Below are 20,657 nucleotides of genomic sequence, written 5' to 3' on the forward strand. Positions count from 1 at the left end.
CTGCTTTGCTCTGTTAGCATATGTTTAGTTTATACCAGCACTGGCTGGGCCTCCGTTAGGGGGCGGTACCGGTTTTTTCTCCCCACTCGAGAACTTGATCGGTACATTTGATCCTTTCGGTGATACCCGTATGTAGCCCTGCATTTCCTGGTGTAGTGCCGAGCAGAAATCGGTACAGTAAAACGGATAAACACCCGCCTGTTTCGGCACCCAACGCAGCGACTGCGTAGCTCCAGGCATAATCAGTGTCTCAGCATTGTCGGCACCCATCACGGCAAATCCGTGCGGCACGTCCCAGTCCTGCTCCAGGTTGGTTACGTGGAAGATCACTGTATCTCCAACCTGCACCCCTTCAATGTTATCCGGCACAAAATGGCTTCGGATGGAAGTCATGTTTACCTTCACGGTTTTACCCTGTCGCGTTACGCTGGCATCAGCTTCTTTCTTCACAGCTTCAGGGTGTGTATTTTCATCCAGTTTAAAGAATTTCACACTGTTTGGTGCCACTTTATCGGCTGGTATACCCTGTGCATAGTGCGGCTCTGCCAGTGTCGGGAAATCGAGCAGCATACGCATTTTATCACCGGATATATCGATCAGCTGAGCAGAGTGTACCAGTTCAGGACCGGTTGGCAGGTAACGATCTTTGGTGATCTTGTTCATGACAACCAGGTATTTGCCGTAAGGCTCCTTGGTATCACCACCCGGAATCATCAAGTGACCTGGTGAGTAGTATACCGGCATCCTGTCCAAAACTTTCAGATCCTTCACGTTCCATTTTACTACTTCCGATGACACGAACATAGTAGAATAAGCATTGCCTTTGCCATCGAATTCGGTGTGCAACGGTCCTAAGCCCGGTTCTTTTACTTCGCCATATAAAACGGCATCATACTTAAACACAGGTATACCGTTCACTTCACCGTCAAAGGCTTTGTCTTCAATGGCTTTCTGCATTTTAGAGAACGAGAACACTGGTAATGTTGAAGCCAGTTTACCGTTCACAACCATGTATTCTCCTGTCGGGTCTACGTCGATTCCGTGTGGTGATTTAGGCGCTGGCAACAGGTACATCATGCCCGGACATTCTTCCGGCAGCAGGTAACGCACTTTCTTCTTTATAGTTGAAGTTGCTTTGTGCGTACCGTGGTCCAGTTTGTTGTGGTAGTAGTTGGCCGGCATCTCATGTGCTTTCCCTTCGGCAGCGTATTTAGCGGCCAGTTTCCAGTTAATGGCTGCCAGGTAGTCTTTATCGTTCTGCGATGCCCCCAGTTCCTTCATGGTTCTGGCTTTCTCAGTGTTATAGGTTGTAAAGAAAACCCAATCTCCGGAAGGTCCTTTTCCACCGTTGGCAAGGTCGTAGTCAAAACCCGGTACCAGCACCTGGAAATCCAGCTCCATATCACCTTTATCCTTATCCACTTTTATGAATGAAATGGAGCCTCTGAATTTATCTTTATACTCTTCCAGGCTTGCATCTCCCATTCCACCTTTCGCCAGATCCAGGGGAACTGAGAAGCGGGTACCAGCCAGAATATACTCGTTGTTGTTGGTTGGGTATGGAGAGCAGTGGTTACCAGCCGAGTTCGGTATTTCCATGATCTCAACCGTTTCAAAAGTAGTCAGGTCTATTCGGGCTACACGTGGAGTGTTGTTACCGTTCACGAACAGCCAGCGGCCATCCGCCATACCTTCCGCTCTCGAAAGTTTCGGGTGGTGCAGGTCATCCCAGGGCACAAAGCCATGCGATGTCATCAGCATCGGTCTGGTTTCTTCGTTGTAACCGTAACCGTTTTCCGGGAACTGTGAGAACACCGGAATCACCTTCAGCAATCTTCCTGACGGAATGCCGTAAACAGACACCTGCCCGTTAAAGCCTCCAGACAGGAATGAGTAAAGCTCGTCGTGTTTACCAGGAGCTACATATACAGCTTTGGCTACATCTTCGTCTACACTTTCCGTTTTGGCAGTGCTCCTGTTGCTCTCACTGCAGCTTTGCAAAAACAGACCAGATATAAGTGCCAGTGGCAGACCAACATCCGATGCTATCGTTTTCAGTTTACCTAACAATTTCCCCATAGTTCATTAAAATTGTTCAGAAATGCTTTATTTTTTCAGGTCATTCTGCCTCAGGTATTCTAATATAGCCCTGGCATCTTTTTCTGAGATATCCTGGTTGGTCATCTGTGTCAGGTGCTCAGCCAGCAGTTTTTTTGCTTCCGGATCTTTCTTGGTCATTTCCTCAGGGTTTATGATCATGTTCATGATCCACTCCGGCTTGCGGCGCTCTGTAACTCCTGCAAGGCCAGGCCCTACTACTTTCTGATCGGTCAGCTGATGACAGGCAGTACATTTGGCTTCGAAAATGTTCTTGCCTTCAGCAGCAAGGGCTTCATCAATTTTATCTCCTACTTCAACTGTTTTAACCGGCCCAATACCCATTCCATTATCTTCAATCTCTTCACCTACTGTCTGGTCAGCATCGTTTTGTGCAAGGCCTGGTTCTTCCTTCGCATCGGCACCTTTATTCTCATTCTCGCCGGAACCGCAACCCCAGAGAATGGTACCACAAAAAATAGCCATTACTGCCATACGCGAAGGTCTCAGGAAAAGACCTCGTAATTCTTCATGTGTCATTTTCATAATTTTGTTCATTTGGTGTGAGCCTATGTGTTATGGGCTTTATTTACGGGCAATAACCTTTACAGTTTGATTTTCTAATATTTACTCTGCTAAGGATGAGCGTAGTATAGCAAAAAAAGCGCTGGCATCCCGGCCAGCGCTCCAAAAAACAAAACACCAAATAATTACTTATCTATAGCTAAAACTGCTTATCGTTACAGATCCCTTCTGCCGAAAATACTTCTGGAACTCAGGATCGGCACCAGTACCCAGAGCAGCAGCAAACCAAAGGCCAAGCCTATTCCCCACAAGCTACCCAGTATACTTTTATATAATGCACCGGTATAGCCCATCAGCGCCGAAACATCCAGGTTCAGTAACACGATTATCCTGCCAAGGTCTACCGGGTTCAGGGCAGTCATGGCTAAGGTTGCGTTCTCTAAAGGATAATCGGCGAAAGCGTATAGTATGAACAACACAATCCCGTCGTAGATAAGGGCAAAGTAAAACCACAGCATCAGCGCAATACCAATTCCTTTAGCTTTATCGCGGGTAATAACAGAAGCCAGGAAAGCAAGCGCTACAAAAATGAATGTAATGAACAAGCCTGTGAGCAGCAGGTAAACTCCTGTAAGGCTGGCACCGAAAAGCAGTACCGGCGCCCCCACGCCAATTATAAATGCCCCGGACAGCGACCCGGCCACGCCCAGATACTCACTCATGAATATTTTTTTACGGGTGATCGGCTGTGCTACCAGCAGTTCTATAAATTCATAAGAATTATAAAAATGGGTGGTGGCAAAAACAATGCTTATCAACGGCACTGTCAGCAGCACCAGATTCAGCAGACTAAGTATGGCTTTGTCCGGGCTGCCTCCCAGGTTAAACAGACCGATAGAAAGCAGCAGCAGAAACAAGGTATAAGCCAGCACAATCTTGTTCCGGATGATATCGTAGAAAACGTATTTTATGATCTTTCCCATGGCTTAGTCCTCCCCGTTCATAATTTTAGCGATCGCTTTACTCAGGCGTGCCTCGTTTGCCTGCGCTTTAATATCCGTAATAGTGTCGTGGAATTTCACGTTACCATCTACCAGGCACATCACTTCGTCGGCCACCTCTTCTATCTCGCTCATGATGTGCGAGGTGATCAGGATAAGCTTGCCGCGTTTTTTCTCCTTCAGTATCTTGCACTTCAGAATTTCTGCCGAGATCGGGTCCAGGCCGGCGGTGGGCTCATCCAGTATCAGTATCTTCGGGTCAAACATAAAAGCCAGCGCAGCACTTACCTTCTGTTTGGTGCCCCCTGACAGGGAGCCCATACGTTTATCGTACATTTCCTGCAGCCGGTACAAACCGATCAGTTCTTCATCCACGGTTACTACATCTTTTCGAATGTCACGGATCATCTCGATTACCTGCCGGATCTTCATATTTTCCGGATACTTTCCTATCTGGGGCATGTACCCGATCTGGCTGCGGTAAGCGTGTTTCCCAAGTATGCTTTCACCATTGATCTTTATGTCGCCGCTGTCGGGCAAGGCCATGCCAAGTATGCACTTGCTCATTGTTGTTTTACCGGAACCGTTCGGCCCAATAACTGATATTACTTTACCGGCCTCAAAACTTACATTTACGTCTTTCAGTACCTGCAGCTTACCGTAGGATTTGCGCAAGTTTTCTATCGTTATCATGATCTATTTTGCTCATTAAGGGTTGTTCATCTACCAGGTTCTCAGGTATAAAGCTTGGCAGCACTTTTTCGATATTATCTAACATATCAACCATAAAGCTGCGCATAAACATAACAGAAGGCGGCACGCGCTCTACCAGCATCGAGTATAAGCTTACCGGGCGATACGGCACATCACCTATCCGGTCTTTATTCAGATCGTAGCCACTATATTTGTCCCAGTAGTTGTTTTCGAAATGGTTAAGCTTCGAATCTCCGTTGGTGCTTACATCAAAAGAGTTCCCGGTAAAGTTGTTCCATTTAAACACATCGTCAGAGCAACTGCTGAGCAGGCGTACTGCCCAACCATTATGGTCGAAGTTGTTGCGCTGTATGTCGAGCCGGTTAGAGCTTTCCATGTAAATACCTGTAGTATTGCGCCGAAACGTATTGTTATGGATCACACTGTTAGTGATGTCTTTCAATAGCAAACCATAAGCCGCTGCACCCCAGTTATTTTCAAAGGTGTTGTGCTCCATGCGTATGTCGCGGGTATACATTACAGCCACGCCTGCCCCGTTCTGACGGAAAATATTGTGCGTGTACACGTTCCGGTCTGAGAACATGAAGTGCAGGCCATAGCGCAGGTTATGCTGGCTCAGGTTATTCTTTACTTCACTGTCCTTCACAAACTCCAGGTAGATACCGTCGCGATGGCCTTTTACTTTGTTATTACTTATCGCTACATTATCGCAGTACCACAGGTGTATGGCATTGCCCAAGGCCGACTCGTTCAGGCCGGTTACATCTTTACCTGTTACCACATTTCCTTTTACCACACAGTTATCAGAGTACTGCAGGTAAATACCGAAAAAAGTGTTCAGAATAGTATTGTTCAGAATTCGGACATTACTGCGTTCCACTACCCGTATGGCAGCATCGTCGTGGCGGTAACTGGTGGCTATATTTTTGATGGTCAGTCCTTCTATTGTTACATTATCTGATAATACCGTAAAGATCTGCCCTTTATAGTTTCCGTCTATTACCGGGTTATTGCGGCCCAGTATAGTTAAGGGTTTAGTTATTTCAATTCCATATTCCTGGTACACGCCGTTCTCTATCAGGACAGTTTCGCCTGGCTTCGCCTGCTTTACCGCCTGTTTTACCGAAGTATAGTCACAGGTTTTGCACACTTTAAGTGTACTGCCGAAAGCAACATTTGCCGTCAGCAGTAGCACCAACATGCACAGTATATAATATAGTTTATTCAGGTCTTTCATTATTTCTAACGGCTTGTGCCGCTTCTTCCCAGGTTAGTAGGCGGCCGCCATACTCCTGTTGCATTTGTGTGGCAGCAGCGTTATCGGCTACTGCGGTAAGGTACATGCCCATCGGGCTTGGCAGCGCTTTGGCCTGTAAAAAAGCAGCGTTGCGTGCAGCAATAAGTTCACCAGGTTTTGTAAAGTCTGATACCAGCAGGTAAGCGGCTTTTTCGCCCTGTTCCGGTTGCTCGTTTACATAAGCTATCAGGCATTCTGCCGAGTCAAAAAAGTATGGTTTGCCTTTGTCGTTCACCATCTCAGCGCCATAGCGGTTATCGGCTACGGTCATGTTGCAGTGGGCGCAGTTGGCCTGGCCATACGGTATAGTTTGTGGCTCCACAGCACACCCCGACAGCACCATAAGTGCCATCGACAGGCTGCAGAGGTATAGTTTTATGCTTTTCATGCTACTACTTTCCTATTTTTATGAACGGCATCTATCGTTTGGTTGCGGAGACTGAAAAAGTAAGACAAACCGGCAATTGTTATAGCCATAAAGATTACAAGGCTACCCAAAGCCGGCAGTGACAAGGCCTCGAAGTTAAGCAGTTGTTTATTTCCCAGCAGTGGCGGAATATAGGTCATGCCCGGCACTTTAATGGCAGCCATCGGATCCAGGTTTGTACCGAAGTTTACCAGCCACAGATAAAAGTCAAGTATACCGGCAGCACCGGCTGTCATCAGCAAACCCGTCCAGCCCAGCACCAGCTTTCGTTTGCCAAGCAGGCCAACCAGTACACCCGTAACCATAAACGCGATCACGATGTAAGGCATAAACTGCAGTTCGGCAAAAGACTCCGCGTGGATCGGTTTCATACCGATATAGTGGTTCAGGATATTGAAGTTTTGAAGTACACCTTCAGAGCTGCCTCCAAGCTTATTTACCCAGATATGCAGTTCCAGTCCTTCAGGGTATTGTGGGGCCTTCAGGTATATCTTCCACATCGGAAAGACAAACAGGAGGCCAAGAGACAGTGATGCCACAATCATCAGTATTTTTTGATAAGCTTTCATCCTTTTTTAGTTTAAGATGATTAAAAAATGGGCTGCGGAAGGAGCTTATATTCTGTTCGCTTCAGCTCTTAACCATCCCCGTCTCTAAGTCAACCGAGAATTCAGGATGATGCTCCTGCAACACTGAAGTAAATTCGCAACTCTTATTAAAAATTCAGCGGAGGTTACGCTGGGCAACCTCCGCTGATTTCCCCAGTTAAAGCACTATTTTGTTGATGCTACTCCTGGTATGTTTTGTTTCTTTTTACCGGTCGAGAACTTGATCGGTACGTTGGATCCTTTTGGAGATACCCGGATGTAGCCTTGCATTTCCTGGTGCAGCGCAGAGCAGAAGTCTGTGCAGTAGAACGGGAACACACCGGCTTTCTTAGCTACCCATTTTAGGGTTTGTGTCGCGCCTGGCATGATCAGCGTTTCGGCGTTATTAGCACCCATCACGGCAAATCCGTGCGGCACATCCCAGTCCTGCTCCAGGTTAGTCACGTGGAAGTAAACTGTATCTCCTACCTGTATGCCCTCAATGTTGTCCGGGGTCATGTGGCTTCGGATAGCTGTCATTTTCACGCGCACTCTGTTCTTGCTTTCGCGGGTAACACTTACTTCTGCTTCTTTCTTCACAGCATGCGGGTGTTTGTTCTCATCCAGCTTGTAGAACTTGGTGCTGTTTGGTGCTACTTTGCTGGCAACTATAGCTTGTGCATAGTGCGGTTCGGCTACAGTCGGGAAGTCAAGCAGCATCTTCATTTTCTCACCGGAGATATCGATCAGCTGTGCAGAGTGTGCCAGTTCAGGGCCAGTTGGCAGGTAGCGGTCTTTTGTAATTTTGTTCATTGCTACCAGGTACTTGCCATGCGGCTCTTTTGTATCACCACCCGGGATCATTAAGTGACCAACTGAGTAATAAACCGGCATTCTGTCTACAACCTGAAGATCATTTAACTTCCATTTCACAATCTCGGAAGACACGAACATAGAAGTATAAGCGTTGCCTTTACCATCGAACTCAGTGTGCAATGGTCCTAAGCCCGGCTCTTTCACTTCACCTTTCAGTACAGACTCGTACTTCAGCACCGGAATACCGTTTTTCTCGCCGTCAAACTGTTTGTTTTTAATGGCATCCTGCATTTTAGCAAAAGAGAACACCGGAATAGCTGAAGCAAGCTTACCACTCACTACCATGTACTCACCGCTTGGGTCTACGTCGATACCGTGTGGTGATTTAGGAGCTGGCAACAGATACATCATACCTGGGCACTCTTCTGGTAACAGGTAACGCACTTTCTTCTTCACAGTAGATTTTGCTACGTGTGAGTTCTCATCCATTTTATTGTGGTAGTAGTTAGCCGGCATTTCGCGCGCTTTGCCTTCTTTGGCATATTTAGCTGCTAATTTCCAGTTCACGGCTGCCAGGTAGTCTCTGTCGTTCTGAGAGGCACCTACTTCTTTTAAAGTACCGGCTTTTTCAGAGTTGTAAGTTGTAAAGAATACCCAGTCTTCAGAAGGGCCTTTGCCACCGTTCGCTAAGTCGTAGTCGAAACCAGGAACCAGGATCTGGAAATCCAGGTCCATGTCGCCTTTCTCAGGGTCTACTTTAATAAAGGAGATGGAACCGCGGAATTCTTCTTCATACTTGTCCAGGCTCACGTCGCCTGTACCACCTTTCATATCCAGCGGAACAGAGAAACGTGTACCGGCAATTACGTACTCGTTGTTGTTGGTTGGGTATGGAGAGCAGTGGTTACCTGCAGAGTTCGGAAGCTCCATCACCTCAACTGTTTCAAACGTTTTCAGGTCGATGCGGGCTACACGTGGCGTGTTGTTACCGTTCACGAACAACCAGCGTCCGTCTGTCTGGCCATCCGTACGGGATAGTTTCGGGTGGTGCAAGTCGTCCCAAGGCACAAAACCATGAGAAGTCATCAACATCGCCTTAGACTCTTCGCTGTAGCCATAGCCGTTCTCAGGGAACTGAGAGAAAACAGGGATGATTTTCAGCAAGCGACCGGAAGGAAGACCATAGACAGAAACCTGTCCGTTAAAGCCGCCTGACAGGAAAGAATAAAGTTCATCGTGCTTGCCTGGCGCTACATACACTGCTTGTGCTGCATCAGAAGAAACTGCTTCGGATGATCCGCTGGCACCACCTTCTGTTTTGCTACATCCCTGTAGCATAGTACCAGCTGCAACCGCCATTAGCAGGGCAGCTTTTGGTACTAGTTTTTTCAATTTAAAAATTGAAGTATCCATCTTAATTATGGTTTTGAATTTAAATGCTCTTAGCTGTTTTTGTCATTCTGTCTCAGGAATTCCAAAATGGCTCTGGCATCCTGCTCGGTCACGTTCTGGTTGGTCATCTGGGTTAAGTGCTCAGCCAGCAGTTTTTTTGCTTCCGGATCTTTCTTGGTCATTTCCTCAGGGTTAATGATCATGTTCATTACCCATTCCGGCTGACGACGTTCAGTAACTCCTGCAAGGCCTGGTCCTACTACTTTCTGGTCAGATAGCTGGTGGCAGGCAGAGCATTTTCCTTCGAAAATAGACTTACCGTTATCAGCTAAAGCCTGGTCAATATCGGCTCCTACTTCTACTGTTGTAACAGGGCCTATTCCTTTGCCATTATCTTCAGCAGGGGCAGCTGGAGCTTCGTGTGCCAAACCACTTTCTGATTCATTTTCTACAGCAGCAGTTTCGGCTTCACCTGATGAGCAGCTGAAAAGTAATGTACCACTAAATAGAGCTACAGCTCCCATCTTCATAGCTCTCAACAATTGGCCATTCAGCAGACTTTGGAATGTTTTACTCTGATTTTTCATCTTTTTGATTTTAGTGTAAGCGTTTAACTATAAGTTGGTGATTGTTTACAGAACAAAAGTATGTCTGATACTCCCGATATTAAAAGACCTTTATCTCTTTTAATAATGACATTTATCATCTTTCAGAGATATTTAACAGGTTACAAATGCTTCGGAAGGCAACCAGCGCTTAAAAGGCCTGTTGCGGAGTAATAGCGTTGCGTTGTTTGAGGCTATTTATCCGGATTCGTAAACTTTAAAAGTCAGTATCCGTTTTTTTATAGCAATTACACTTAACTATAAACCAGAAGATAACTATGGAAGCACAAGAATTAAAAAACAAAGCAGACAGAATGAACCCGGAGCACAGAGAAGGCCCGGTAGCCAGAACCATTGAAGAATATACTGCCAAATTACCATCAGATCTTTTCTTATGGGCAGCACTGGGATCAATGGCGGTTTCTGCTACTTTAAAGATTATGAAAAAAGATGATGAAGCCTTATTTGTTGGTCAGTGGCCGGCTCCTTTCCTTTTACTGGGTGTGTATAATAAGCTTGTAAAAGTTGAGGGCCATGACAAGAAAGACAAAGGCAGATAAGCTGTTTGTTCTTATAGTTACAAAACCACAAATTATAGTGTGCGGCGTAACAAATCAAAAGCCCCGGTCATAACTGACCGGGGCTTTTGATTTGTTAGTACCCTTAAGGTTACTTTACATAAAAACTATACTATAGCACTGATAACTATAGTTTACTCTACATTAATGCGCTTTTTCTTCTGAACGGCCTGCTCTGCTTTCGGTACTCTTATATGCAGCACACCATTATCGTATTGCGCTTTAATGTTATCGGCTTTTATAGTTTCAGGTAAGCGGAAAGAGCGGCTGAACGAACTATAGTTGTATTCGCGGCGCTTATAGTTGTCTTTGTCCTCTTTAAAGTTTTCCTCTTTCTCACAACTGATCGAGATCATGTGTTCATCGATCTCAATGTTGAAGTCGTCGCGTTTCATGCCGGGCACAGCCAGGTCGATGGAATATTCCTTGTCTGTTTCGCTGATGTTGGCGGCAGGCAAATTGGCATTGCCCATACGGCTCATGTGCATCGGCATCAGGAACATGTCATCGTCGAACATACGGTCTATGTCGGTAAAGAAATTTGAGAACATACTGCGTTGAGCCGGTTTGTTCTCCTCTCTTCTTGTCATTGATTTCATTTCACCTCCTTTTTTAGCTTACATAATTTAATACTATAGTTATAGCTAATACATAATTCTATACGATCTCATTTACAAGTTGTTAAGTATTAGCTTAACCAATATAGCCGGTCCCAAAGTATAGCTGGATTATGATCTGTCCTTGCTGCACGCACATTAACTATAGCTCATCCTTAAACCTGGTCTGGTAGCTAAAAAATCCGAAGTTATAGTTGGAATAGCCGCTTAAACCTCCTCGTGTCCGTATAGGTAAAGATGCTAAAATCAGTTACGATACATAAGTAGCGTTGCATTTAAAAGCATACCCATGTAGTATAAGTCTTAACCTTCTTACCCAAGCTATTTATGGAACCGGTCAAGCCTGTTAAAATCCATCTTAAAAGTTCTGCCTTCGATGCCGGCGAAACTATACCGGAACAGTATACCTGCGACGGAGACGACGTAAACCCCGGGTTGGAATTAGATAATATTCCTGCAGCAACCGTGAGCCTGGCTATATTGATGGAAGACCCGGATGCACCCTCCGGAACCTGGACACACTGGCTTGCCTGGAACATTCCGCCCAGCCAAACTATAGAGGAGAACAGCGCAGAGGGTGTATTGGGCAAAAACGATTTCGGCACTATACTGTACCAGGGCCCATGCCCTCCTATGGGCACACACCGTTACTTTTTCAGGGTGTATGCGCTTGATATAAAACTGGATTTACCGGCAGGCAGCACACGCGAACAAATGCTTAAAGCCCTGGAATTTCATGTAATAGGGTCAGGAGAATTGATGGGCCTTTACAGTAAGAAGTAAAAGTATTGAGCCAACTGACAAAACTACAGTTTAGTAACTAGTTATAAATGTTTTACTTTATAATTAAATAACTATTTACCTATATTTTTTTGGCATAAAATATGTATCTTGTGTTGCAGCCTAGCTTCGGATAGCTGTAGTGCCAGTTCAATAAAATTCACAATTCCTTATAACCTGCCGGTTTATGCTAATGGAAGAGGTATCTGCTTATATAGAGTTCAGGATGGATGCTGATAAGAAACTGCTGTATGGCAAATGGCTGCGCGATGTAAACAATAATGAATACATGGCCGGTCTTAAGCAGACCTATAGTCTGATAAGCAGCAACAATATAGTACGTTGGGTTCAGAACAGCGAACAACTGCGGCCACGCACCCTGGCAGACCAGAAATGGGTGGCCGAGGAATTTGCGCTCCTGCTTTCCTTAAGCTCTATTAAATATATAGCTATAGTCGTGCTGCCCGAATCGGCTCATTATAATGTGCTACTATCGTTGCGGGAGAAAGCATATCGTATATTTGGTAAAAATAAATGTATAGAGCTTTTCGAAACAGAGCAGGATGCTCTTGCCTGGCTCATTCCTAACCTGCAGTTTTACCGTCTGCCATCAACTATACATACGATCTAAACTATAGTTTCTTACATCTTTACGTTTGTAATACGCCATTATAGTAAGCCGGAATCAGGACCAGTTTCAGTGCAAAAAATCATCAAAAGTGAGTATTGCGCTTGGTATAATTTAAGCTCATATTTATAATTCTGTATAAAATGAATTTGCAGGAGCTTACCGTATGGAAAGACATGTACAAATATTAAGTGACCGGGAGCGCAAGGTGCTTGCTTTATTGGCAGATGGCTATTCAGAAGCTAAAATAAGTTCTAAGATGCACATCTCGGAGCAAACCGTCCGCAAGCACATCCGCAACATGCTTGTAAAGCAAGGGTTTGTCAGCCCTTACCAGCTTATAAACTGGGCCTACAAAGAGGCTGTTATATCTTAAAGAGATTAGAAGTTAAAGTTTAGATTATTTGAAAGACCATGCGGGGTGACATTGTTACCTCGCATTTTTATTACAGGCACTTTTAGATCAGGTCGAAGGCGCGGGCGTATTGGGTAAGCTCAAAGAAAGAGCTGGTCCCAAGCTTCTTTTTAAGGTTACGGCGATGCGTTTCTACCGTAGATACGGAAATAAAAAGTTCTTCTGCGCTTTCGGAGGCGCTTTTACCCAGCGAGATATGCTTCAGAATTTGGCGTTCCCTCTCCGAAAGCCTGCCATAGCGGTTATAGTTTTTGCGAAGGAAAATATTCTCTTCGAGCAGGCGGGCCACTTTCGAGGTAACATGGTGCAGCGGGTCTATCGGGAAAGCAAGGGCTATAGTTAGCAACACCTTCCCTTCATCGTCGCGCATCAGTATTTTTAAAGTTGTAAGGTGCCAGGCCCAGGAATGGTCTTTGGAAGCGCGAACTTGCTGAAAAAGCGAAGCAATCTCATCATCACTGTTCTTATTGATCAGGTCTGTCACTTTTGCTATTTGCTCCGGGCTATCCTCCGGGTTAAAGAACCTTGCATGGTACTCCTCCCCCATTTCCCTAATCTGCTCCAGTGTAAAGCCTAACTCTCTGGTACCGCGCGGCGACATATACTCCACCGTCATGCCTTTCTGAAAGTTAAGGACAATGACGACTGCCGGAAGATCATTGGCCACAGCAGCAACTTCAGAGATCTTTTGCTGAATGCGTTCTTCGAGCGTCATCTCTTTATTATTGGTAGATGGTAAAGAAACAATTTGCTTCATATGTGATTAATAACAAATAAATATACTATATATTATATTTAATTTAAACTTTACCGTGAAATAAATTACGAACTATACCACTTAGAGATCACAAATACTCAGAAGTAGGTATTCCTATTCTTTATAAATCTCCTGACCTTTGGTATCTCCGGGGCATCCCAACTATGAAAAATAATTAATAAATCACTGTATTTCAGAAGAGTAGCATGTAACTATAAAAAAAGGCCTTTTTTATAATGGCTATTTACATTCCAGAAAACATATATAACGTTATTAATATATTTTAGTATAAGTACCTGTTTACCACCAACTCCTAACAGTATCACCCTTAAAAAAACCCTCTGCGCATGAAACACCTGTTTACCACCCTGTTATGCTGCCTCTCCGCTGGAGTTTGTGTAGCGCAAAATGATCCTGCTTCGTCTCCAATTCTTTCAGTTGATTCGACCACAACTATACAGACTGCGTTGCCAAACAGCGCTCCTGTTGCCACCACACCTGAGGTGAATGAGGTCTTTCGTAAGAATGGAATTAAAATGAACCTGTCTTCGCTGGCTTTCAGCAACTATAGTTTCAGTTATGAGCGCGCTATCGCCCGCAAAATAACATTGGTTGGTGGCTACAGCTTTCTTCCGGAAACCAAACTGAGCGACATTCCGCTGGTAGATAAAGGAATTAAGTTTGCTGATCTGGATGAAGAAGGTGAAGAGGGCGACGAGATTGGCAAGATCCTGGATGAGGCTAACTTTTCATCTAATGCCATTACTGGTGAGGTTCGCTTCTATACAGGTAAAAAGCCGGGCGCAAGAGGCTTTTATGCATCGCTTTACGGGCGCTATACAACCATGAACCTTACGCATTTATATGTGTATGAAGGGGATGCAGGTCTGGAATACGACCTACCGATCAATGCCAAGCTCACAGGTTTTGGTGGCGGGGTAATGCTGGGTGCTCAGTGGCTGATAGCAAAACGCGTTACCTTCGACTGGTATATAGTTGGTGGCCACTATGGTAAAATGAAAGGCGACTTTACTGCCAAAACAGACCTGAGCACTATGCCGCAGGAAGATAAGGCCGAACTGGAAAGAGAGATTGAAGACGTAGCCAGCAACGGCGACAGAAAATACTTAGACGCTACCATAAACGACAACGGTATGTTTGGTAAATTAAATGCCCCGTTTGGCGGACTTCGTGGTTTCGGATTTAATTTGGGTATAGCTTTCTAGGAGATAAAAGAACCCCAAGCTTTTAGAACCTGGCACTATACTTCCGCTCTGATTTTATGCTTAAACCCTATTAGTTAAAGGCCACCCCACTGAGGGTGGTCTTTACTTTTTAAGAGAATCAACTGGATGTACTGCTTATCTATACAACTATTACTCATCGAAGCGGTTTAGAATTTTATGTGCCTTTGCGTTACGCCCATGCTATGGTGTTTTCACCAGCAGGCATTGGAACCGGTTCAATGGATTGGTGGTAAAACACCATAGCCGCCAGGCTAAGCGTAGTTTTTAGAAAATTAAGCAGTTTTAATGCTCTTTTGGGCTTCCTGGTCCGAAAGCACGCTGCCTCTAACTTCCAAGTCCCCGTAGATCAGCCTTCCTTTTTATGCGGACAAGGATGTCCGCTGCAGACAAAGTCTCGGACACAGCTGTCCGAAACAGCTTACCCTGACGGCTATGGTGAAAACACTAACAATGGCTCGTTTTTCTCCTCCATAAACTCTAAACAACTTCATTACCCGCTCAGCAGGCACACGATCTAACTCTTAGTTATAGCTCTATAGGTTCCACCAGACCACACTATCATAACTATAGCAGATAAATTCTTTAAACTATAGTTACTGTACAGGCAACCCCTCTACTTCTTTCCTCATCTTTAGCTCAACCAATACCAAAATTCTCTCTTCTGTTCGTCCTGAAACGAGGGATGTTAGCAGGCAAAAAACTATAGTTCATCTAATTTTTAAATAGTACCTTGCATTACAAAGTACCTTAGAATATATTTGTATCGGATTATCAATTTACACACGCCAAAATAACACTATGAAAAAGATGTACTACTTCCTTCTTGTTATGCTGTTCTGCAGCTTTGTAACAAGCACTTATGCTCAAACAGAGGGCATACTTACCGGCACAGTAGCCGACGATAAAGATCTGGGAATTGGGTTTGCCAATGTAGCTGTGCTTGATGCGGCTACAAAAGCTGTAGTTACCGGTGCCATTGCCGACATGGACGGTAATTTCAGGATCAAAACTCCGGCAAAAGGCAGCTACCTGCTCAAAATCAACAGCCTGGGTTACGCTACTTTCCAGACACCAGCTTTCGAAATTTCGGGGCCCGCTATGGCCAAAGACTTTGGAAAACTAAAGCTTGCCTCTGACGCTACTGCGCTGAAAGAAGTTACCGTGCAGGCACTTCGCCCGACTATAGTTAACGAGGCTGATAAAATGGTGGTAAGCGTGGAAGGAACGGCGCTTGCTACCGGCAGCACGGCGTACGAAGTACTCGAAAAGTCGCCGGGTGTTTGGGTAGACCAGGACGGAAACATTACCCTGAACGGCAAAGGTGGCGTACAGATACTGTTAAACGGAAAGCCATCTTACCTGAGCGGTAAAGACCTGCAAAACCTGCTGCAGGGCATGTCAGCAGAGAACCTGAAAAACCTGGAGATCATCACCAACCCATCTGCAAAATACGATGCCGAAGGCACGTCAGGCATCATTAATATTAACCTTAAAAAGAACGAGCAGTTCGGATTGAACGGTGGCGTATATGCCGGTTATCAGTATAACGAGCAACACACGTATACAACCGGCGCTAATGTAAACCTGAAAAACGGCAAATGGAACACTTCCGTTAACGCTGACTTTTCGAACCGTTCCCGTTTCCGGGACCTGGAAACAGAACGTGTTGTTAACAGCGAAACAGGCAAAAAATCGCTGACGCAGGATGGTCTCGAAGATGGAAACCGGGTTTCGCCAACGTTGCGCCTGGCCACTGATTATGACCTGAACGATAAACACAGCGTTGGTATAGTTGCCAACCTGCAGTACTCCGAGTATACCAACACTTTTGGTACAACAGGGATTCTGCGGGACATGAACCCAGCCAACGATACACTGATACATTCTACCTCAACGGCAAATGGAATTTACAATAACAGTACGTTTAACTTACACTATACTGGTAAACTGAATGAAACCGGAACTACGCTCAGCGCAGATGTAGACTTTGCCACAATCAGTAATGAAGAGGAAACCAGTATGTTGCACAGCTACAAGCGCATAAACAGTACTGAACCAGGCCTTACAAACCTTTTTGGAACCGAAAACCCGACAAACTATAAAATTTACTCTGCTAAAACAGACTTTGCCAAACAGCTGGGCAAAAAAGGTAAATTAGAACTGGGCGCCAAGTTAAGCCAGGTTATTTCGGATAACGAGCTAAACTTTTATGAGATAAACGACGACATCAGAACGAAAGATCTGGGGCGCAGCAGCCACTTTATTTTTACCGAAGATATACTGGCGGGCTATGTAAACTATACTACAAGCTTCGGCGAAAAATGGAAACTACAAACCGGCCTGCGTGCTGAACAGACTTTTGCCGAAGGCGATTCCAAAACGCTGAACGATTTCCCCGACCGCAGCTACCTCAACTTCTTCCCGAGCGTATTTGTGCAGCAGCAGGTAAGCGAAAACTACCAGATCGGATACAAGTACAGCCGCCGCATAAGCCGACCTTACTATGGCCACCTGAACCCTTTCGTTTTTTACATAGACCCGAACACGCTTGCGACTGGCAACCCCTACCTGAAACCACAATACACCAACTCGTTTGAGGTTACCCAGATGTTTAAGCAGACTTACAACCTGGCGCTAAGCTACGCGGTTACCAAGGACTTTATTGGCGAAGTTCCGGTGTCCAATAAAGAGAAGAACCAGACTATTTTTGAGCGTCGCAATATGGATGACTTTACGAATATTGAAGCAACGCTTGTAGCTCCAGTTCGTGTGCTGCCGGGCAAATGGGAGATCAATAACAATGTGAGCATGGGTTATCAGCACTTTACGGTGAAGGTTGGAGAAGTTACCGAAACTACAGAGCAGTTTAGCTATAGTGCTCAGAGCAGCAATAACATTTCGTTACCAAAAGGAGTGCGTTTAGAGTTAACAGGTACCTACCAGGGCCCGGGCGTGTATGGTTTGTTTGAGTTTGAGGATCAGTGGTGGATTGATGCCGGCCTGAAGCGCTCTTTCCTGAACGATAAGCTGACCATGACCATGAACGTAACCGATATTTTCAGAAGTCGCCAGCTTAAACTAAACACGATGGTTGATGGCAACTCCAACAAAATAGATCAGTACCATGGCATGCAAAGTTTGAGACTGCACCTGCGTTACAATTTTAACAAAGGCAAAGCTTTCGAAAGCAAAAAACGCAACGTGAACCTGGAAGAACTGAACCGTACCGGCAATTAATAAAAAGTAAATAGTTAAAGTTTGTAAATGCTGAGGCCTGGCCTTTTACCTGTTCAGGTAAGCGGCCAGGTCTTTAGATTTATGCGGCCCCTACGCTGTTCAACATAAAAAAGCAGCAATCTATAGTTGGTTTTAAAGCAGGCGCAAATACTAAAATAAAACGGCATTGTAATTCCATCAATTTAGAAACTTTGGTACATACTGTTATCCCTTATTGCCACTAATTAGCTGCTTTAATGACCTGCTTATGTCATCTAAATAAAAATGTGCATAAATTTTTTATGCGTTTACAGCCAATAAAGGCCCTTTTTTGGATAAAATTTTAATAATTCAAAAAAATATGAACATTTCCTAAAAGCTTAATGTAGTAGGTGTATAAATTAACAACATTATGAATAACGGAACAGTAAAATTCTTCAACAACGAAAAAGGTTTTGGTTTTATCAAGGATGAAAATTCAGAAAAAGAGTACTTTGTACACGTTACTGGATTGATTGATGAAGTTAGAGAAAACGACAGAGTAACATTTGAATTGCAGGAAGGCAGAAAAGGACTGAACGCTGTTAATGTAAAGCGTGCTTAGTATAAACATATAAATGCAAGCATCACCAAAAAAGGCTTACCATATGGTAAGCCTTTTTTGTTTGCGTACAAGCCTTATTGTTTATTCGCAACTATAGTTATAGGTTGTTTTTTTACAGAAGCGCCGCTACGTATAGTATTCTTGTTTCCAAAAGAAAAAATTGGCAGAAGGTTATTAATGAAAAGGTAGCGCCTTCGGAAAACAGCCTGCAAACAGTGTTCTTAATTTTGATCTTCCCGAATCCATTTCAGCGCACCTGCTTCATCGGCAAAGTTCCGGAACTCAAATGTAATGCCTAAGCGGTTAGTAGCTTCTTCAACTGCATGATCAACCACGTTTTCGCGGTGCAGATCTGTTGTTGCCAGTCGGGCCATTTTCTTCAGCCTTGTGCTTGTCAGGTACTCCGAAAAGCGTAGCATGAGGGCCCGGTGTTCTTCTTTGTCAAGATCAGCTTTACTTTCTCTTGAGTCTATCAGCAGGTTTTTTATGTCGTAATGCCGGAGGGTATCAATGAGCTTTTTCAACGAAAATTCAATCTCAGGCATTGTCATTCCGCTCATGTCCGGCCACCGTAAAAACAATATATCCTGTACAACGTCGTACTTAAGTTCTATTAATCCGTCTTTGTGTAATAACATCCGTAAAGGGTAAGCCATGAACCGTTGTAAAGGTACTAAATAGGTGTAATGCTTGCACACAAAGCGTGAGTAATTGCAGCTATAGTTTCAGGTTAATCATCCGTTTCGGATTCAGAAGCATCATGCTTTAACTATAGATAATTGCTGGTAAGCAACTTAATAAATGAAAACAGCCGACTCCTATCCTTATAGAAGCCAGCTGTTTCCAGTATTATATTTTTGTTACCTCGAAGCTATCTGGCGCAGCGTGTCACGCATTTCGGTAAGCAGCACTTCTTCTTTGGTTGGTGCAGGCGGCACATCTGGTGCAGCGGCCTTTTTACGCATCATGCGGTTCATGGCTTTAATAATCATGAAAATGATGAAAGCCAAAATCAAAAAATTCAACAACACGGTAATAAAATTACCCCAGGCAAATACTGCTCCCAGCTTCCGGGCTTCTTCCAGCGCAAGCCCGGTTGGCACTTCCGAGGCCAGAGGCACATACAGATTCGAGAAGTCCATATCGCCGATCAGTGCCCCGACAAGCGGCATAAACAGGTCATTTACTACGGAGTTTACCAATCCGCTAAATGCAGCACCAATAATAATACCTATTGCCAGGTCCATTACATTGCCGCGCATTGCGAACTCCTTAAATTCTTTCATCATTCCCATAAATCAGGATCGTTTATATTGTTTTAATTATTCCCATCTTTTTACGATACATGGGTTTTTGTAAATATAGCATAATCATTTTATTAGCAACCATTTACACAGGTATTTTCTGAGCAGATGATCTTTTCTTATTCCATATTTTCCTGATTTTAAACACTGAACCGAAGCGCAGGTAAAGCAGATCAGCCAATGGATCTGTTTCTTACTGTTCCATAGCTTTTGTTCATCTCTGAATTAGTCAACACCCATCATCTGAAAGGGAATTGCCTCTGAAGCGCGTCATTTCCAGGAAAGTATTGTGACCGGCAAAGGTCAATGGCTTATGCCAGTATGAATGCGAAATTTCTTAATAGACGACTTACTCAACTATACATTGACTTGAACAACCAGTTCGGGGGTAAGACCAGGGCATAACCACTGAAGTGCTGCCGGAATACTTTCAAAATGTTCCAGCTCTTTTATATGTCCATACATGTCATAGATCTTATCACGCATGTTCTCGGCAGCCATCTCCAGGAACATGTCTTCGCGTCGCACCATCGCAATGTTCTTTACAAAACTATCGCGTATCAGCAGCCCGAAGGTTTCCACAGCCCACCGCTGGTCTTCGAGGGTAAGGTTGCTGGAAGTGAAGTCCACCAACCAATGTTTCAGGTGAAATTCGTTTATCAGATCCAGGGATTTGAGCATAGCAGCTTTATAATCGGCGTGGCATACAGGCTGGCAAATTTTAGAATATAGCAAGCTATGCCCTGGTACTACTTTTCCAATGTAATACTCTTCGAGTCGCATATCAGGGCAGAGTTTATTTTATACTTTGTTACTTATTATTTTAATTTTCCTTGTACGATGTTTTATCACTAATGGGATATATATTAAGGATATATAGTAAAAATTAAAACATTATTAACACGATTCTTAAAAGCTACCATGTTAGCTATGGCCCATCATTAGCAAATACATAGCTCCGAAAATCTGCACCCTTTCTTTAAGACACATCCCATCATTCAATGCATAACAGCCAAATTTTAAAGCATTTACCAGGCTAGTAGATGAACG

Annotated in this window: 21 protein-coding genes; 7 read left to right on the top strand and 14 right to left on the bottom strand. The window is 44.4% G+C overall.

Translation table 11 applies throughout. The features are described 5' to 3' along the window. Positions 1–24 precede the first annotated feature (24 nt). From nosZ (GSQ66_RS07035) to GSQ66_RS07075, 9 genes are all read right to left on the bottom strand, one after another. Entirely contained in the window at positions 25–2,079 is a 2,055-nt protein-coding gene (gene nosZ / locus GSQ66_RS07035) for a Sec-dependent nitrous-oxide reductase (RefSeq protein WP_162426817.1), read from the bottom strand. 27 nt (positions 2,080–2,106) lie between these two features. After that, a complete protein-coding gene (locus GSQ66_RS07040) occupies positions 2,107–2,643 on the bottom strand; it encodes a c-type cytochrome (protein WP_238395851.1) in 537 nt (178 codons plus the stop codon). A 194-nt stretch (positions 2,644–2,837) separates the two neighbouring features. Further along, the gene (locus GSQ66_RS07045; protein WP_162426818.1) at positions 2,838–3,605 is read right to left on the bottom strand and encodes an ABC transporter permease subunit; all 768 of its coding nucleotides are present in this window, start codon (positions 3,603–3,605) and stop codon (positions 2,838–2,840) included. Between the two features lie 3 nt (positions 3,606–3,608). Continuing rightward, the gene (locus tag GSQ66_RS07050; protein ID WP_162426819.1) at positions 3,609–4,316 is read right to left on the bottom strand and encodes an ABC transporter ATP-binding protein; all 708 of its coding nucleotides are present in this window, start codon (positions 4,314–4,316) and stop codon (positions 3,609–3,611) included. After that, positions 4,279–5,574, bottom strand: coding sequence for a nitrous oxide reductase family maturation protein NosD (locus GSQ66_RS07055; RefSeq protein ID WP_162426820.1), 1,296 nt, complete (start codon positions 5,572–5,574; stop codon positions 4,279–4,281). Before GSQ66_RS07055 ends, GSQ66_RS07050 begins: the two co-directional genes overlap by 38 nt. Then, the gene (locus GSQ66_RS07060) at positions 5,558–6,022 is read right to left on the bottom strand and encodes a nitrous oxide reductase accessory protein NosL (protein WP_162426821.1); all 465 of its coding nucleotides are present in this window, start codon (positions 6,020–6,022) and stop codon (positions 5,558–5,560) included. The genes GSQ66_RS07055 and GSQ66_RS07060 overlap by 17 nt, the downstream gene beginning before the upstream one ends. Then, entirely contained in the window at positions 6,019–6,630 is a 612-nt protein-coding gene (locus tag GSQ66_RS07065) for a hypothetical protein (protein ID WP_162426822.1), read from the bottom strand. The genes GSQ66_RS07060 and GSQ66_RS07065 overlap by 4 nt, the downstream gene beginning before the upstream one ends. 204 nt (positions 6,631–6,834) lie before the next feature. Further along, complete coding sequence (gene nosZ, locus GSQ66_RS07070; RefSeq protein ID WP_394351437.1) at positions 6,835–8,823, bottom strand: Sec-dependent nitrous-oxide reductase; 1,989 nt, start codon at positions 8,821–8,823, stop codon at positions 6,835–6,837. Positions 8,824–8,906: 83 nt separating this feature from the next. Next, complete coding sequence (locus GSQ66_RS07075; protein WP_238395852.1) at positions 8,907–9,443, bottom strand: c-type cytochrome; 537 nt, start codon at positions 9,441–9,443, stop codon at positions 8,907–8,909. Positions 9,444–9,739: 296 nt separating this feature from the next. On the opposite strand from GSQ66_RS07075, the gene GSQ66_RS07080 reads away from it, so the two are divergent. Beyond that, positions 9,740–10,021: a hypothetical protein gene (locus GSQ66_RS07080; RefSeq protein ID WP_202923416.1), complete on the top strand. Its 282-nt coding sequence runs from the start codon at positions 9,740–9,742 to the stop codon at positions 10,019–10,021. Positions 10,022–10,173: 152 nt separating this feature from the next. Here the strand turns inward: GSQ66_RS07080 and GSQ66_RS07085 are convergent, their stop codons facing one another. Continuing rightward, complete coding sequence (locus GSQ66_RS07085) at positions 10,174–10,638, bottom strand: Hsp20/alpha crystallin family protein (RefSeq protein WP_238395853.1); 465 nt, start codon at positions 10,636–10,638, stop codon at positions 10,174–10,176. 345 nt (positions 10,639–10,983) lie between these two features. Here GSQ66_RS07085 and GSQ66_RS07090 point away from each other — a divergent pair, with 345 nt between their 5' ends. The 3 genes from GSQ66_RS07090 (at position 10,984) to GSQ66_RS07100 (ending at position 12,440) form a co-directional block, all read left to right on the top strand. Then, positions 10,984–11,439 (top strand): YbhB/YbcL family Raf kinase inhibitor-like protein, encoded by a 456-nt coding sequence (locus tag GSQ66_RS07090; RefSeq protein WP_162426824.1) that lies wholly within the window; start codon positions 10,984–10,986, stop codon positions 11,437–11,439. A 184-nt stretch (positions 11,440–11,623) separates the two neighbouring features. Further along, a complete protein-coding gene (locus tag GSQ66_RS07095) occupies positions 11,624–12,067 on the top strand; it encodes a hypothetical protein (RefSeq protein ID WP_162426825.1) in 444 nt (147 codons plus the stop codon). A gap of 163 nt (positions 12,068–12,230) precedes the next feature. Further along, the gene (locus GSQ66_RS07100; protein ID WP_162426826.1) at positions 12,231–12,440 is read left to right on the top strand and encodes a response regulator transcription factor; all 210 of its coding nucleotides are present in this window, start codon (positions 12,231–12,233) and stop codon (positions 12,438–12,440) included. A gap of 82 nt (positions 12,441–12,522) precedes the next feature. Here GSQ66_RS07100 and GSQ66_RS07105 read toward each other — a convergent pair whose 3' ends face one another. After that, entirely contained in the window at positions 12,523–13,236 is a 714-nt protein-coding gene (locus GSQ66_RS07105; protein WP_238395854.1) for a LuxR C-terminal-related transcriptional regulator, read from the bottom strand. Positions 13,237–13,583: 347 nt separating this feature from the next. On the opposite strand from GSQ66_RS07105, the gene GSQ66_RS07110 reads away from it, so the two are divergent. The 3 genes from GSQ66_RS07110 to GSQ66_RS07120 all read left to right on the top strand — a co-directional run bounded on the left by GSQ66_RS07110 (position 13,584) and on the right by GSQ66_RS07120 (position 18,303). Further along, a complete protein-coding gene (locus GSQ66_RS07110; protein WP_202923417.1) occupies positions 13,584–14,462 on the top strand; it encodes a DUF3575 domain-containing protein in 879 nt (292 codons plus the stop codon). A gap of 819 nt (positions 14,463–15,281) precedes the next feature. Further along, positions 15,282–17,720, top strand: coding sequence for a TonB-dependent receptor domain-containing protein (locus GSQ66_RS07115; protein WP_162426827.1), 2,439 nt, complete (start codon positions 15,282–15,284; stop codon positions 17,718–17,720). A 391-nt stretch (positions 17,721–18,111) separates the two neighbouring features. Further along, positions 18,112–18,303, top strand: coding sequence for a cold-shock protein (locus tag GSQ66_RS07120; protein ID WP_162345874.1), 192 nt, complete (start codon positions 18,112–18,114; stop codon positions 18,301–18,303). A gap of 221 nt (positions 18,304–18,524) precedes the next feature. Here GSQ66_RS07120 and GSQ66_RS07125 read toward each other — a convergent pair whose 3' ends face one another. From GSQ66_RS07125 to GSQ66_RS07135, 3 genes are all read right to left on the bottom strand, one after another. Beyond that, entirely contained in the window at positions 18,525–18,959 is a 435-nt protein-coding gene (locus GSQ66_RS07125) for a hypothetical protein (RefSeq protein WP_162426828.1), read from the bottom strand. A 204-nt stretch (positions 18,960–19,163) separates the two neighbouring features. Next, complete coding sequence (gene mscL / locus GSQ66_RS07130; RefSeq protein ID WP_202923418.1) at positions 19,164–19,598, bottom strand: large conductance mechanosensitive channel protein MscL; 435 nt, start codon at positions 19,596–19,598, stop codon at positions 19,164–19,166. A 366-nt stretch (positions 19,599–19,964) separates the two neighbouring features. Further along, positions 19,965–20,288 (bottom strand): hypothetical protein, encoded by a 324-nt coding sequence (locus GSQ66_RS07135; RefSeq protein ID WP_162426829.1) that lies wholly within the window; start codon positions 20,286–20,288, stop codon positions 19,965–19,967. Between the last annotated feature and the right edge of the window lie 369 nt (positions 20,289–20,657).

The organism is Pontibacter pudoricolor (assembly GCF_010092985.1).
GTDB classification, from domain to species: Bacteria; Bacteroidota; Bacteroidia; order Cytophagales; family Hymenobacteraceae; genus Pontibacter; species Pontibacter pudoricolor.